Source organism: Blastococcus sp. SYSU D01042, assembly GCF_054050515.1.
Genome location: NZ_JBJGZM010000012.1, coordinates 96,333 through 109,844, shown reverse-complemented (window position 1 = coordinate 109,844; position 13,512 = coordinate 96,333). Strand labels below are relative to the sequence as shown.

Genomic DNA, 13,512 nt, shown 5'->3' with positions numbered 1-13,512 from the left:
GCGCTGGGATCAGGTCACCTGATCCCAGCGCGTCCCGGCCGGGTCAGTGACCCGTCGCCGCCGCCCGCCGTCGCGCGAGCGCGTCGACACTCGCCGCCAGCAGCAGCACCCCGCCGGTGATGATGAAGTTCAGGTACGCCTCGGTGCCGAGCAGACCCAGCCCGTTGGCGATGATGGCCACCACCAGGCCGCCGAGGACCGCGTCCCGCACGCGCCCCCGGCCACCGAAGAGGCTCGTGCCACCGATGACCGCGGCGCCGACCGCGTACAGCAGCGTGTTGCCGCCGCCGGAGCCCGGGGCCACCGAGCCCAGCCGGGCTGCCGCCACGATGCCGCTGACGGCCGCGAGCGTCGAGCCGATGACGAAGACGGCGACCTTGATCCTCGTGACGCTGATCCCGGCCCGGCGGGCCGCCTCGGCGTTGCCACCGACCGCGTACACGTGCCGGCCGAAGCCGGTCCGGCTCAGCAGGAAGGTGAGCGCGAGCAGGAGGACGACGACCAACGGGATCGCGTAGGGGATGCCGGCGAGGACGACGCCGGGGGCCGGGGCGCGGTCGACGCTCATCACCGCCGTCACGAGGACGACGACGAGGGCGATCACGCCCACGCGGATCAGCACGACGGCGAGCGGCTGGTGCGCCAGGCCCTTCCGCCGCTGGGTGCTCCACCGTCGCAGCTGCAGGAGGGCGTACACGGCGATCACCACGACGGCCAGGACCCAGCCCAGGACGACCGGCAGGTTCTTGTCGCTGAGCGCGGTGATGACGTCGTCGCGCACCGGGACGGTGCCCCCCTGGCCGATGAGCCGCAGCGTGACGCCCTGCCAGCCGAGGAACAGCGCCAGCGTGACGACGAACGACGGGATCCCGATCAAGCCCACGAGGCTCCCGGTGAACAGCCCGATCACCACGCCGGTGACGAGCGCCCCGGCCACGGCGACGTACCAGGGCGCGCCGGCGTCGGCCAGCAGCTTCGCCATCACGGCCGCGGACACACCGCTGACGACGCCGGCCGACAGGTCGATCTCGCCGAGCAGCAGGACGAAGACCAGCCCCATCGCCAGGATGATGATCGGCGCGGCCTGGTCGGCCAGGTTGGCCATGTTGCGCGGGGTCAGGAAGGTCTCGGGCCGCAGCGCGAAGAACAGCAGACCGAGGACGACGATGCCGAGGACGGCGGGCAGCGCCCCGAGGTCACCGCCCCGCACCCGGTCGACGTAGGCCTTGACGCTCCCGCCGAGCGAGTCGGCCGACCGGTCGTCCTCGAAGCCGGAGGGTGCGCCGCCGGGCTCCTGCGCGCTGGTGGGCTCGGAGATCGTGCTCGACATGGCTCAGACCTCCACGGCCGCGACGTCGGCCGGGGCGATCCCGATGTCGCCGGACCGCCCCGCCGTGATGAGCTCGACGACCTGGCTGCGGTTGACCTGGGAGATGGGGATGTCCGCCGCCATGCGACCGAGGTAGAGGGCGGCGACCCGGTCGGCCACCTCGAAGACGTCGACCATGTTGTGGGAGATGAAGACGACCGCGTGGCCGGTGTCGGCGAGCCGGCGGACGAGGTCGAGCACCTGCCGTGTCTGCGCGACGCCGAGCGCCGCCGTCGGCTCGTCGAGGACGACGAGCTTGGACTCCCAGAGCACCGCCTTGGCGATCGCGACGGTCTGCCGCTGGCCGCCGGACAGGCTGGAGACGAGCTGGCGCACCGACCGCAGCGTCCGGACCGACAGCTTGCTGAGCGTGTCCCGGGCCGCCTGCTCCATCGAGACCTCGTCGAGCACGATGCCGTTCTTGCGCTCGCGGCCGAGGAACATGTTCTGGACGACGTCGAGGTTGTCGGCCAGGGCGAGGTCCTGGTAGACGATCTCGATGCCGAGCGCGGCGGCGTCGCGCGGCCCGGAGATCGAGACCGGCCGGCCCTCGAAGAGGACCTCCCCGGCGTCGATCGCGTGGATGCCGGCGATGGACTTGATGAGCGTGCTCTTGCCCGCGCCGTTGTCACCCACCAGCGCGGTGACCTGGCCGGGGTAGACCTTCATGCTGACGCCGTGCAGGACCTGGATGGCGCCGAAGCTCTTGTCGACGCCGCGGAGCTCCAGGGTGGGGGTGCCGTCCTCGGGACGGCCGGTCGGTTCGGACACGCCGGGCCTCTCGGTCACGCTCGTCAGGGATGCGGCCGTGGACCCGGTTACTCGATGCCGAGCTCCTCGCAGGCATCGGCGAACTCGCCGGTGCACAGCTCGTCGGCCGTCACGAAGTCGTCGTCGACGACCTCCTTGACGTTCTCGCGGAAGATCGAGATCGGGGTCAGCAGGACCGAGTCGACCTCGCGGCCGCCCTCGGGGTCCTCGACCGTGCCGTTGGTCTCGGCCTCGTCGCCGTTGATCAGCGCCACGGCCAGCTCCGCCAGCGCGTTGGCCTCCTCGCGGATCGGCTTGTAGACCGTCATGCACTGGTCGCCGGCGAGGATGTTCTGCAGGCCCTCGACCGTGGCGTCCTGACCGGTCACGTTGTTGGCGCCGGCGGCGTTGTTGCGACCCAGGATCTGGATCACGGAGTTGGCCAGGCCGTCGTTGGCGGCCAGGACGCCCTGGATGTTGCCGCCGTTCTGGGTGTACATCTGCTCGAAGATGGTCGCGGCCTCCTGGTTGTCCCAGTCGGGCACGGCCTGCTCCGCCACCTGCGTGTACTGCGTCAGCGGGTCGAGCACCTCGTGGGCGCCGCCCGAGAAGAGCGTGGCGTTGTTGTCGTCCGGCGAGCCGTTGAGGAAGGCGATGTTGCCCTGGGTCACGCCGTTCGCCTCGAGGCACTGCTGCAGACCCTGGCCCTGCAGGCGCCCGACCTCCTCGTTGTCGAAGGAGACGTAGTAGGCCGCCGATCCGCCCAGGGTGAGCCGGTCGTAGTCGATCGTCTGGACGCCCTCGGCCTCCGCCGACTCCTGGATCTCCGCGCCCGAGGCCGAGTCCAGGTTCACGATCGCCAGGACGGTGGCGCCCTCGGTGATCATCTGCTCGGCGATGGTGGCCTGCCGCTGGGCGTCGCCCTCGGCGTTCTGGATGTCGTACTCGACACCGGCCTCCTCGAAGGCCGCCTCGAGGTACGGGCGGTCGAAGCTCTCCCAGCGGACCGAGGACTCGGTGTCGGGGAGGATGACGCCGACCTTGCCTTCGGCCTCGCCACCGCCGCCACCGCCGCCGCTGTCGCCGCCGTCGTCGCTGCCGCACGCAGCCAGGCCGAACACGAGGGTGGCCGCGATGGCCGTCGTCAGGGTGCTTCGTCGCGCCATGAGAGGGGACCCGCCTTTAGTTGGGGTTGCATCCAAATTCCCGCGGCGCACATCTTGCGACCCTCCGACTGTGACCGCAAGCACAGTGGACATCGTGTTGCACGACCGAAACCTGGCTGCCGTCCAGCGGCTCACCGAGGCGACCTCGGTGTGCGAGAGCCCACCGGTGGCGCCGGCGGCGGGCATCGCCTCGTGCGCGGCGGGCAGGGTCGCCCACACCTCGTCGGCCTCGCCCTCGAGCGTCGTGCGAGCGCGCCGACCCCGTGCCGCAGACCCGACGCCGTGACCTCCTACCGGATCTCGGCGATCACCAGGCTCACTGCTGGGCGCCGTCCACCCGTTCGGCCACCGCGGACTCCCGGCGCTCGCCCAGCGTGGCGCTCCACTCGGCGATGCGACGGGCGACGTCCTGCTCGGTGAGGCCGACGTCGGCCAGCACCTGCCCGCGGCTGCCGTGCTCGAAGAACTGCTGGGGCAGGCCGAGGGCGCGCACCGGCACGTCGATCTCGCGGTCCTGCAGCGCCTGGGTGAGCGTGGTGCCCACACCCCCGGCGCGGCCGCCGTCCTCGACGGTGACCACGAGCCGGTGACCGGACACGAGCGCGATGAGCTCCTCGGACACCGGCAGCACCCATCGCGGGTCCACGACGGTGACGCCGATGCCGTGGTCGGCCGCGCGCTCGGCGGCGGCCAGGCACAGCGGCACCATCGAGCCGACGGCGACGAGCAGCACGTCGTCGTCCTCCCCGCGGCGCAGCACGTCGACCGGGCCGCGGCGCTCGAGGGCGGGGATGTCGGGCGGCAGCACGCCCTTGGGGAAGCGGATGACCGACGGGCCGTCGCTGATGTCGACCGCCTCGCGCAGCGCCTCCCGGAGCGTCGCCTCGTCGCGCGGCGCGGCCAGGTGCACGCCGGGGACGACCGACAGGATCGACATGTCCCACATGCCGTTGTGCGAGGCGCCGTCCTCACCGGTGACGCCGGCCCGGTCGAGCACCACGGTCACCGGCTGGCGGTGCAGGGCGACGTCCATGAGCAGCTGGTCGAACGCCCGGTTGAGGAACGTCGAGTAGACGGCGACGACGGGGTGCAGTCCGGCCATGGCCAGGCCGGCCGCCGAGGTCAGCGCGTGCTGCTCGGCGATGCCGACGTCGAAGGTGCGCTCAGGGAACCGCTCGCCGAACGCGGCCAGCCCGGTCGGGTGCAGCATCGCCGCGGTGATGGCGACGACGTCGGGCCGCTCGGACCCGACCCGCACCAGCTCGTCGGAGAAGGCGTCGGTCCACGGGCGGCCGGTCTTGCGGACGCTGGCGCCGCTGTCGGGGTCGAAGATGCCGGTCGCGTGCCAGGCGTCGATCTGGTCGGTCTCGGCCGGCGGGTAGCCGAAGCCCTTGGTGGTGACCGCGTGCACGATGACCGGCCCGCCGAACGACCGCGCCCGGCGCAGCGCGGACTCCATGACCTCGACGTCGTGCCCGTCCACCGGGCCGACGTACTTCATGCCGAGGTCCTCGAACATGCCCTGCGGGGACAGGACGTCCTTGAGGCCCTTCTTGATCGCGTGCAGCGCGTCGTAGAGCGCCGAGCCGACCACAGGTGCGCGGTGCAGCGCCTGGCGCACCTGCAGCAGGGCGTTCTCGTAGCCGGGGCGCAGCCGCAGGGTGGCCAGGGCGTCGGCGACGCCACCGATGGTCGGCGAGTAGGAGCGGCCGTTGTCGTTGACGACGATGACCACGGGGCGGTCCTGCGCGGCGGCGATGTTGTTCAGCGCCTCCCAGGCCATGCCGCCGGTGAGGGCGCCGTCGCCGATGACGGCGACGACGGGACGCGAGTCACCGCGGATGGCGAAGGCCTTGGCCAGGCCGTCGGCGTAGGACAGCGACGTCGAGGCGTGGCTGTTCTCCACCCAGTCGTGCTCGCTCTCCCCGCGGCTCGGGTAGCCGGACAGGCCACCGCGCTGGCGCAGCCGCTCGAACTCCTCGACCCGGCCGGTGAGCATCTTGTGCACGTAGGACTGGTGGCCGGTGTCGAACACGATCGGCTCGCGCGGGCTGTCGAACACCCGGTGCAGCGCGATGGTCAGCTCGACGCAGCCGAGGTTGGGGCCCAGGTGCCCCCCGGTCTTCGCGACGCTGGTGACCAGCGCGTCGCGGATCTCCGCGGCGAGGAGGGGGAGCTTCTCGGGCGGGACAGCGCGGAGGTCCTCCGGACCGGAGAGCGTTCGCAGGAGCGACACGGTGCGGTGTCCTTCTCTCTCCGTCGGCGGCAGGGTGCGCGGCAGCGCGTGCAGCCGCCGGTCAACTGTACGTGCGGTCGTGGATCTCTTCCGGTCCAGCGGCGACCGCGGACGCAGCTCGAACGATCGTCCTAGAGCCGCGGGACCCAGCGCTCGCCGCGCAGCGCGCCGGCGACGACCTCGACCCCGCGGGCGGCGGCGGCCAGCCGGGCGCCCTCGCGCTCGTAGGCGCGCATGGCCGCCTCGATGGCCTCGACCGGCAGGTGGTCGGCGAGCTCGACCCGGACCGTGCGCCAGCCCGCCCGCGCCGCCTCCAGCCCGGCGGCGACGTGGTCGGCGGCGAACCGGGCCAGCAGCACCGGGTAGCGGCGCAGCACCTCGTGCGCCCGGTAGTCGGGCGGCACGAGGTCGTACAGCCACGCGACGGCGGTGCGCTCCCAGTCGGGGGCACCCGGAGGGCGGACCTCCTCCGGCCAGCCCGGCGGCACCGTCGCGTCCACCGCACCAGTGTGCCGCAGGGTCGAACACCCGTTCGACCCGGCTCGCCGCCGACAGCGCGTCGGCGGCGGACAGCTCCGGGGACGTCGCGCACCGCGACCGCCGGTGCGACGGTGATCAGCTGACCTGCGCCGCCGTCAGGAACCGACCTGGCGCTTGAGCCAGAACTGCTCGAAGCCCCAGGTCCCGGCGCCGCTGGAGTGGTAGCTGACCAGCTCCCACCCCTCGGCGCCGAGCTGGTTGAGCACGGTGCTGGTGTCGCCCTGCTGGCGTTCCGACGAACCGCCGGGGAGCTTGACGCTCACACCGGCCCGCTGCGACTCCGCATCGTTGGCTGTGATGACCGAGGCGTATTCCCACGTGGGCACTCCTGAACGGTAGCCAACCGCCCGCCACCCGCCGACGTGGCCACTGCGGCGGGGCTACTCGTCGAACGAGACCTGGGGGCGCGCGGGTCCGCCGCGCGTCCGGTTCTCCTGGCTCAGGCCCCGCAGCTTCCCGGCGCGCAGGGCGGCGACGTGCGCGTCGCACAGGCGCAGCTCCAGGGGCCGGATCGGCAGGTCGACCGTCCCCACCTGGGTGGCCCGCCGGAGGCAGGTGTCGGCGTCGCAGATGGTGCCCGCGTCCGTCATGCCCGCAGTCTCCCCCGGCTCACGCGGAGGCGTCGGCCGGCACGAGCAGCGCCACGCACTCCACGTGCGCGGTCATCGGGAAGGCGTCGAACCCTCGGATGCCGGCCAGCCGGTAGCCGGCCCCGCCGAAGGCGGCGACGTCGCGGGCCAGCGCGGCCGGGTCGCAGGCCACGTAGACGACGGCGCGGGCGCCGGTGCCGGCGAGCAGCCGGCTCACCGCCTGACCGGCGCCGGCCCGCGGCGGGTCGAGGACGACGACGTCGGGCGGCGTGCCCAGCTCCTCGAGCAGCTCGCGCAACCCCTCGGCGTCGACCTCGCCCTGCCAGACCTCGGCGTGCGGCAGGGCGGCGAGGTTGGCGTCCGCGGCGGCGCAGGCGCCGGGGTCGGCCTCGACGCAGACCACCCGCCCGCTCTCCCCCACCACCGGCGCCAGCGCGCCGCCGAACAGCCCGGCGCCCGCGTACAGGTCGAGCACGGTCTCCCCCGGCCGGACGGCGGCGAACCCGGCCACCGCACCCACCAGCGCGTCCGCGGCCGCGGGGTGCACCTGCCAGAAGCCGGTGCCCTCGACCTCCCAGTCGCGCCCGCCCGCCCTCCGCTCGGCCCGCGTGGCCGGCTCCTCGGCCAGCTCGCTCCCGGCGCGCAGGACCCGGGTCGACGTCGCCCGCCCGGTCCGGTCGAGCCGGCTGGTGGTCACCGCGCCGGTCGAGTCGATCGACACGTCGACGGCTCCGGCACCCGGCCACGTCGTCCCCAGCACCGCGCGGGCGGCCGGCTCCACGGTGATCGGGCAGTCGTCCAGGACGACGACGTCGTGCGAGCGGTGCCGGCGCAGCCCGGCCGCGCCGGTGCGGTCGACGGCGAACCGGGCCCGTGACCGCCAGCGCAGCGGGCCGCCGGGCAGCTCCTCCACGGTCACGTCGACGTCGCCCAGCCCGGCCAGCCGGGTCAGCTGCTCGCGCACGACCGCCGCCTTGAGCCGGCGCTGCTCGGCCGGGTCGACGTGCTGCCAGTCGCAGCCGCCGCACTTCCCGGGACCGCTGTGCGGGCAGGGCCGCTCGACGCGCGCCGGCGCGGCCTCGAGCACCTCGACGGCGTCGGCGCGGCAGAACCCGGGGTGCCGGTCCTCGGTCACCCGGACCACGACCCGCTCCCCGGGGAGGGTGTGCCGGACGAAGACGACCCGCCCCTCGTGCCGCGCCACGCAGTGCCCGCCGTGAGCGACCGGGCCGACCTCGACCTCGAACTCGCGGTCCACCCAGCCCAGGCCGCGCTCCCGCAGCCGCCGGGACCGGCGACGTCCCTCGTCAGCCATAGGGGACGGCGTCGGGGTCGTCGGTGAGCCCGCGCCGCAGGTCGCCCGGCGCCGGGCCGCTCCCGCGGTCGTCACGGTCCCGGCCGACCGAGCTCTCCAGCTGCCAGGGCACCGTCGTGATCATGACGCCGGGCTGGAACTGCAGCCGGGCGCGCAGCCGCAGCGCGCTCTGGTTGTGCAGCAGGTTCTCCCACCAGTGCCCGACGACGTACTGCGGCACGAACACCACGACCAGCTCCCGCGGGCTGCCCCGGCGGATGCCCTTGACGAAGTCGACGACCGGCCGCGTGATCTCCCGGTACGGCGACTCCAGGACGGTCAGCGGCACCGGGATGTCGTAGCGCTCCCAGTCCGACTGGAGGGCGCGGGCCTCGTCGTCGTCCACGTTGACCGTCAGCGCGGTGAGCTGGTCGGGTCGGGTCGCCCGGGCGAACGCGAGGGCCCGCAGGGTCGGCTTGTGCACCTTCGACACCAGGACGACGGCGTGCACCTTGCTGGGCAGCATCCGCGAGTCGGTGTCGGGCACCAGCTGCTCGGAGACGTGGGAGTAGTGCCGGTTGATCGCCCGCATGAGCAGGAAGAGAACCGGCATGACCAGCAGGACCAGCCACGCGCCGCGGGTGAACTTGGTGAGCACGATGATGACCAGGACGATCGAGGTGAGGCTGCCGCCCACCGCGTTGATCGCCTGCGACCGGCGGATCCGCCGCCGCTCCTGGACGTCGGTCACCGACAGCAGCTCGCGGTTCCAGTGCCGCACCATCCCCCACTGGCCGATGCTGAAGCTGGTGAAGACGCCCACGATGTACATCTGGATGAGCCGGTTGACGTCGGCGTCGAAGGCCGCGATCAGCAGCGCGGCGAACCCGGCCAGCAGCAGGATGCCGTTGCTGTAGACCAGCTTGTCGCCGCGGGTGTGCAGCTGGCGCGGCATGAAGCGGTCCTGCGCGAGCACCGAGCCCAGCAGCGGGAAGCCGTTGAAGGCGGTGTTCGCCGCCAGGATCAGCACCAGCGCGGTCACGGCCTGGATGTAGAAGAAGCCCGGCGAGCTGTCGCCGCCGAAGGTGGCCGCGGCGATCTGCGCGATGACCGTGCGCTGGGGGTCGGTCTCGCAGTTGCCGTCGAAGCCGACCAGGTCGCAGGTGTTCTCCGCGTACTTCACGTCGGCCAGCAGGGCGACGGCGGTGACGCCGGCGAACATCGTCGCCGCGATGCCGCCCATGAGCGCCAGCGTCGTGGCCGCGTTGCGGCTCTTGGGCGGACGGAAGGCGGGCACCCCGTTGGCGATCGCCTCCACGCCCGTGAGCGCCGTGCACCCGGAGGCGAAGGCCCGGAGCACGAAGAAGAGCAGCGCCAGGCCGGTGAGCTCCCCGTAGCCCTCCTCGGGGATGACCGTCCAGTCGGCGCTCTCGGCCAGCACCGGCGACGCGGTGAAGAAGTCCCGGACCAGCGCCGTCCCGATCATGATCAGGATGCCGCCGATGAACAGGTACGTCGGGACGGCGAAGGTGCGCCCGGACTCCCGCAGCCCCCGCAGGTTGGCCGCGGCCAGCAGCGCCACGAGCCCGATGGCCAGCGCGACCCGGTGCTCGTTGAGCGACGGGAACGCGGAGATGATGTTGTCGGTGCCGGCCGCCACCGACACCGCGACGGTGAGCACGTAGTCGACCAGCAGCGCGCTGGCCACCGTCAGCCCCGCGAACCGGCCGTGGTTCTTGAACGCCACCTCGTAGTCACCGCCGCCCGACGGGTAGGCGCGCACCACCTGGCGGTAGGACAGCACGACGGTGCCCAGCAGCAGGACGACGGCCACCGCCAGCCACGGCGCCAGGTACAGGAACGCCGTCCCGGCCAGCGTCAGGACGATCAGGATCTCCTGGGTGGCGTAGGCCACCGAGGACAGCGGGTCGCTGGCGAAGATGGGCAGGGCGTACCGCTTGGGCAGCAGCGACTCGCCGAGGCGGTCGCTGCGGACGGCACGCCCCAGGACGATCCGTTTGGGGAGTTGTCCGAGGTCGGACAGCGTGGGCACGGCGGCGATGGTACGGACGGCCGAGGGCCTCCGGACGCCGCCGGGCTGTACATCTGCTCACGTGGGTGAGACGGCCGGCCGTCCGCGGAACAGCGGGGCGATCCAGGTGTAGCTTCGCGCCGGTGCGCGGGCGGACGGCCGCCCGCGACGGGAACTCCGGAGGAGCCGCAGGTGCACGTGGTCGTCATGGGCTGCGGTCGGGTCGGCTCGGCCGTCGCCCGCCGGCTCGAGGAGGTCGGGCACAGCGTCGCGGTGATCGACCAGGACCCCGCGGCCTTCCGCCGGCTGGGACCGGAGTTCGGCGGCCGGCAGGTCACCGGCCTCGGCTTCGACCGGCAGACGCTGCTCGACGCGGGCATCGACTCCGCGGGCGCCTTCGCCGCCGTCAGCAGCGGCGACAACTCCAACATCATCAGCGCCCGGGTGGCCCGCGAGACCTTCGGCGTCCAGCACGTCGTGGCTCGCATCTACGACCCCAAGCGCGCCGAGGTCTACGAGCGGATGGGCATCCCCACCGTCGCCACCGTGCCCTGGACGGTCAACCGGCTGATCCGCGAACTGCTCTCGGTCAAGGTGAGCGAGCTGTGGCGCGAGCCGACCGGCAAGGTCTCCCTCATGCGCCTCAGCGTCACCGAGGGCTGGATCGGCCGCCGGCTGTCCGAGCTCGAGGCCGCCACCGGTGCCCGCGCCGCGTGGCTGGTCCGCTTCGGCGAGTCCCAGCTGCCGACGGCCGCGACGATCCTGCAGGACGGCGACCAGCTCGTCGTCGCCGTCACCGACGAGATCACCGGCCGCGTGCACGACGTCGTCGAGCGCGGCCCCCAGGGAGGCGAGCACTGATGCGGGTGGCCATCGTGGGCGCCGGCGCCGTGGGCCGGTCGATCGCCGGCGAGCTGCTCGGCAACGGGCACACCGTGATGCTCATCGAGAAGGACGGCCGCAAGGTGCGCACGCGCTCGGTGCCCGGGGCGGAGTGGGTGCAGGCCGACGCCTGCGAGGTCTCCTCGCTCGAGGAGGCGCAGTTGGCCAGCTGCGACGTCGTCGTGGCGGCCACCGGTGACGACAAGGCCAACCTGGTCGTCTCGCTGCTGGCCAAGACCGAGTTCGCCGTCAACCGCGTCGTCGCCCGGGTCAAGGACCCGCGCAACGAGTGGCTCTACACCGAGGCGTGGGGCGTCGACGTGGCCGTCTCCACCCCCCGCGTGCTCGCCGCGCTGGTCGAGGAGGCCGTCACCGTCGGCGACGTCGTCCGGCTGATGAGCTTCCGCAAGGGCGCGGCCAACCTGGTGGAGATCACCCTCGCCGAGGACACCCCGTGGGTCGGCCGGGCGCTGCGCGAGGTGCCGCTGCCGCGCGAGACGGTGCTCACCGCGATCCTGCGCGGCGAGCGGGTGATCACGCCCTCCCCCGACGAGCCGCTGGAGGCCGGGGACGAGCTGTTGTTCGTCGCCCACGCCGAGGTCGAGGACCAGCTCAAGACCGTCCTGGCACCGACCACCGCCGACGGGCTGCCGCAGGCCTGATCAGGCGGCGGGGCGCTCCTCGGCGCCGTCAGCGCCGCCGGGGTGCTGGGGCGACCGGTGCCGGTGCAGCCGGGCGACGACCCACAGCGTGATCACGACCTCGACGGCGGTCACCGGGACGCCGAGCAGCAGGGTCACGATGCCCAGGTCGGTGGCGTCGCCGTCCTCGCTGCGCACGTACAGGTAGCTCTGGACGGCGGCCCGCAGCAGGAACACCGCGGCCCACATCACGGTGAGCCAGGCGTAGGCCCGCACCAGCCGCGGGTCCTCCCGCCAGGGCCGCTCCGGCTCGGGGTCGGGCTCCCGGCGCCCGGTCTCCGGATCGCGGCCGGCCGGCGGCACGGCGGCGCGGGCGGCGTCCACCCGGCGGCGCATCCCGGGGAACGCCGAGCCGGGTGCGGCCATGGTGCCGAGGTGGCTGGGCGCCAGGAACTCCGCGACCACGCCCACGAGCGGGCGGCGCAGCACGACCGAACCCAGCAGCACCAGCGCGAGCGCGGCGTTGCGCAGGATTCCGGGGACGTAGAAGTCGCGCGCCTGCCCGGTGAAGGCGGCGATGGCGACCGCGACACCGACGGCGAACAGCCCGCTGACCGCCTGCTGCACGCTCTGCCGGCGGGCCAGCCGCAGCCCGAAGATCAGCAGCGCGGCGACCAGCGCGGCCCAGATGCCCGTGCGCAGCCCGCCGATCCCGTTGGCCACGATGAAGGCGATCGTCGGCACCGTGGCGTCGACCATGCCGCGCCAGCCACCGAGCTGCTCGAGCACCAGGTGCCGGTCCCAGACGATCGACGGGCCGCCGTCGTCAGGTGACGGTCGCGTGCTGCCCGAGCTGCCCGATCCGCTCACTCAGCAGGAGCCCAGCTCGTACCAGGGGTTGTAGATGACCCGCTTGCCGTCGACGGCGGCGAAGCGGCCGCGCGCGGTGACGGTGCGCCCGGGCTCGATGCCCGGGATCCGGCGCCGGCCCAGCCAGACCAGGGTGACCGACCCCGACCCGTCGAACAGCTCGGCCTCGAGGGTGGGCACGGTCTCCCGTGGCGTGTAGACGACCGACTTCAGCCGGCCGGCGACGGTGACGACGGCGCCCTTGCGGCAGGCGCTGAGCGGCTCGCACCCGGCGCTGGCGGACTCCGCGCGCAGCTCCTGGGCGTCGATCGCCTGGTCGTCGGCGGTCAGCCGGTGCAGGGTCCGCGACAGCCAGCCGGCCGGACGGGTCTCGGTCACGGACCAAGCGTAGTGCCGCCGGGCGCCGGGGCGCCGCCGGTGCTCCCCCCGGCGGGGGGCGTCCGCGGCGGGGTACCGGCGGCGCGTCCGGCCGCCTCCTGCTGAGCGGCGATCCGCGCGGCGGCCTCGGCCGGCAGGGTCAGCGGCAGCGCCTCCCGGACCGGCATGGGCGCGCTGCCGCGGACGACGACGATCGCCCGGAAGGCGTCCTCCAGGGCCGCGGCGGCCTCGGGGCCGGCCGCGGCGGAGCCGGTGATCGTGCCGCGGAGGAACCAGCGCGGGCCGTCCACGCCGAGGAAGCGGGCCGGGCGACGGGTCGGCTCGGGGGCGGGCTGCCCGGGCTGGGCCGGCGGCGCGGCGACGACGGTGCCGGCGAGCTCGATGCCGAAGGGGCCCTCGACCTCGCGCAGCGACGCCCCCTGCCCGGAGGCGGAGGTGGCGATGTCCTGGCGGACGTCGTCCCAGATGCCGGCGGCGCGCGGCGCGGCGAAGACGCCGACCTGCAGGAGGGAGTCCCCCGAGCGCAGCGTCGCGCCGACCACCTGCTGCTGCTGGTTGAGGTCGACCCGCAGCTCCATGCCGGGCCGGGCGGGCAGCCGCAGCGCCCCCAGGTCGAGCCGGGCGATGCCGTCCTCCGGGGCGTCGGCGACGTCCCAGGGGCCGGTGGTCTCCGTGACCTCGCGCTCGCGCACCTGCGGCTCCGGCGGCACGCCGCGCTCGCGCAGGCTGCGGTCGATCCGGTTGCGTCGTCGTCCGAACGCCAT

General features: G+C 73.7%; 14 protein-coding genes. 2 read left to right on the top strand and 12 right to left on the bottom strand.

Annotated features, from left to right (window positions below; genetic code table 11):
- Nucleotides 1–43: 43 nt before the first annotated feature.
- The 9 genes from ACI79H_RS18625 to ACI79H_RS18585 all read right to left on the bottom strand — a co-directional run bounded on the left by ACI79H_RS18625 (nt 44) and on the right by ACI79H_RS18585 (nt 9,998).
- On the bottom strand, nt 44–1,330 hold the full coding sequence (locus tag ACI79H_RS18625; protein WP_456555909.1) for a sugar ABC transporter permease: 1,287 nt from the start codon (nt 1,328–1,330) through the stop codon (nt 44–46).
- 3 nt (nt 1,331–1,333) lie between these two features.
- A complete protein-coding gene (locus ACI79H_RS18620; RefSeq protein WP_456555908.1) occupies nt 1,334–2,140 on the bottom strand; it encodes an ATP-binding cassette domain-containing protein in 807 nt (268 codons plus the stop codon).
- Nucleotides 2,141–2,187: 47 nt separating this feature from the next.
- A complete protein-coding gene (locus ACI79H_RS18615) occupies nt 2,188–3,285 on the bottom strand; it encodes a sugar ABC transporter substrate-binding protein (protein ID WP_456555907.1) in 1,098 nt (365 codons plus the stop codon).
- 316 nt (nt 3,286–3,601) lie between these two features.
- Entirely contained in the window at nt 3,602–5,521 is a 1,920-nt protein-coding gene (dxs, locus tag ACI79H_RS18610; protein ID WP_456555906.1) for a 1-deoxy-D-xylulose-5-phosphate synthase, read from the bottom strand.
- 131 nt (nt 5,522–5,652) lie between these two features.
- Nucleotides 5,653–6,021 carry a hypothetical protein gene (locus ACI79H_RS18605; RefSeq protein WP_456555905.1) on the bottom strand — a complete coding sequence of 123 codons (369 nt, stop codon included), beginning with the start codon at nt 6,019–6,021 and terminating at the stop codon, nt 5,653–5,655.
- A gap of 135 nt (nt 6,022–6,156) precedes the next feature.
- Nucleotides 6,157–6,387, bottom strand: a complete 231-nt coding sequence (locus ACI79H_RS18600; RefSeq protein WP_456555904.1) for a DUF4177 domain-containing protein — start codon at nt 6,385–6,387, stop codon at nt 6,157–6,159.
- Between the two features lie 54 nt (nt 6,388–6,441).
- Complete coding sequence (locus tag ACI79H_RS18595) at nt 6,442–6,651, bottom strand: hypothetical protein (RefSeq protein ID WP_456555903.1); 210 nt, start codon at nt 6,649–6,651, stop codon at nt 6,442–6,444.
- 19 nt (nt 6,652–6,670) lie between these two features.
- Nucleotides 6,671–7,966: a class I SAM-dependent RNA methyltransferase gene (locus tag ACI79H_RS18590; protein WP_456555902.1), complete on the bottom strand. Its 1,296-nt coding sequence runs from the start codon at nt 7,964–7,966 to the stop codon at nt 6,671–6,673.
- Nucleotides 7,959–9,998: an APC family permease gene (locus ACI79H_RS18585; RefSeq protein WP_456555901.1), complete on the bottom strand. Its 2,040-nt coding sequence runs from the start codon at nt 9,996–9,998 to the stop codon at nt 7,959–7,961. The genes ACI79H_RS18590 and ACI79H_RS18585 overlap by 8 nt, the downstream gene beginning before the upstream one ends.
- A 171-nt stretch (nt 9,999–10,169) precedes the next feature.
- On the opposite strand from ACI79H_RS18585, the gene ACI79H_RS18580 reads away from it, so the two are divergent.
- Together ACI79H_RS18580 and ACI79H_RS18575 are read left to right on the top strand one after the other, a co-directional pair.
- The gene (locus ACI79H_RS18580; RefSeq protein WP_456555900.1) at nt 10,170–10,838 is read left to right on the top strand and encodes a potassium channel family protein; all 669 of its coding nucleotides are present in this window, start codon (nt 10,170–10,172) and stop codon (nt 10,836–10,838) included.
- Nucleotides 10,838–11,521, top strand: a complete 684-nt coding sequence (locus ACI79H_RS18575; RefSeq protein WP_456555899.1) for a potassium channel family protein — start codon at nt 10,838–10,840, stop codon at nt 11,519–11,521. Before ACI79H_RS18580 ends, ACI79H_RS18575 begins: the two co-directional genes overlap by 1 nt.
- On the opposite strand, the gene ACI79H_RS18570 is transcribed toward ACI79H_RS18575, so the two are convergent.
- Genes ACI79H_RS18570 through ACI79H_RS18560 form a run of 3 tightly spaced genes read right to left on the bottom strand, consistent with a single transcriptional unit; the run spans nt 11,522 to nt 13,512 of the window.
- Nucleotides 11,522–12,370, bottom strand: coding sequence for a DUF3159 domain-containing protein (locus tag ACI79H_RS18570; protein ID WP_456555898.1), 849 nt, complete (start codon nt 12,368–12,370; stop codon nt 11,522–11,524).
- On the bottom strand, nt 12,371–12,748 hold the full coding sequence (locus tag ACI79H_RS18565; protein ID WP_456555897.1) for an OB-fold nucleic acid binding domain-containing protein: 378 nt from the start codon (nt 12,746–12,748) through the stop codon (nt 12,371–12,373).
- Complete coding sequence (locus tag ACI79H_RS18560) at nt 12,745–13,512, bottom strand: DUF3710 domain-containing protein (protein ID WP_456555896.1); 768 nt, start codon at nt 13,510–13,512, stop codon at nt 12,745–12,747. Before ACI79H_RS18560 ends, ACI79H_RS18565 begins: the two co-directional genes overlap by 4 nt.

What these genes read in the sequence shown, in the direction of transcription:
- ACI79H_RS18625 (WP_456555909.1), bottom strand. Translation starts at nt 1,330, where the DNA reads ATGTCGAGCACGATCTCCGAGCCCACCAGCGCGCAGGAGCCCGGCGGC.
- ACI79H_RS18615 (WP_456555907.1), bottom strand. Translation starts at nt 3,285, where the DNA reads ATGGCGCGACGAAGCACCCTGACGACGGCCATCGCGGCCACCCTCGTG.
- ACI79H_RS18595 (WP_456555903.1), bottom strand. Translation starts at nt 6,651, where the DNA reads ATGACGGACGCGGGCACCATCTGCGACGCCGACACCTGCCTCCGGCGG.
- ACI79H_RS18590 (WP_456555902.1), bottom strand. Translation starts at nt 7,966, where the DNA reads ATGGCTGACGAGGGACGTCGCCGGTCCCGGCGGCTGCGGGAGCGCGGC.
- ACI79H_RS18575 (WP_456555899.1), top strand. Translation starts at nt 10,838, where the DNA reads ATGCGGGTGGCCATCGTGGGCGCCGGCGCCGTGGGCCGGTCGATCGCC.
- ACI79H_RS18560 (WP_456555896.1), bottom strand. Translation starts at nt 13,512, where the DNA reads ATGGCGTTCGGACGACGACGCAACCGGATCGACCGCAGCCTGCGCGAG.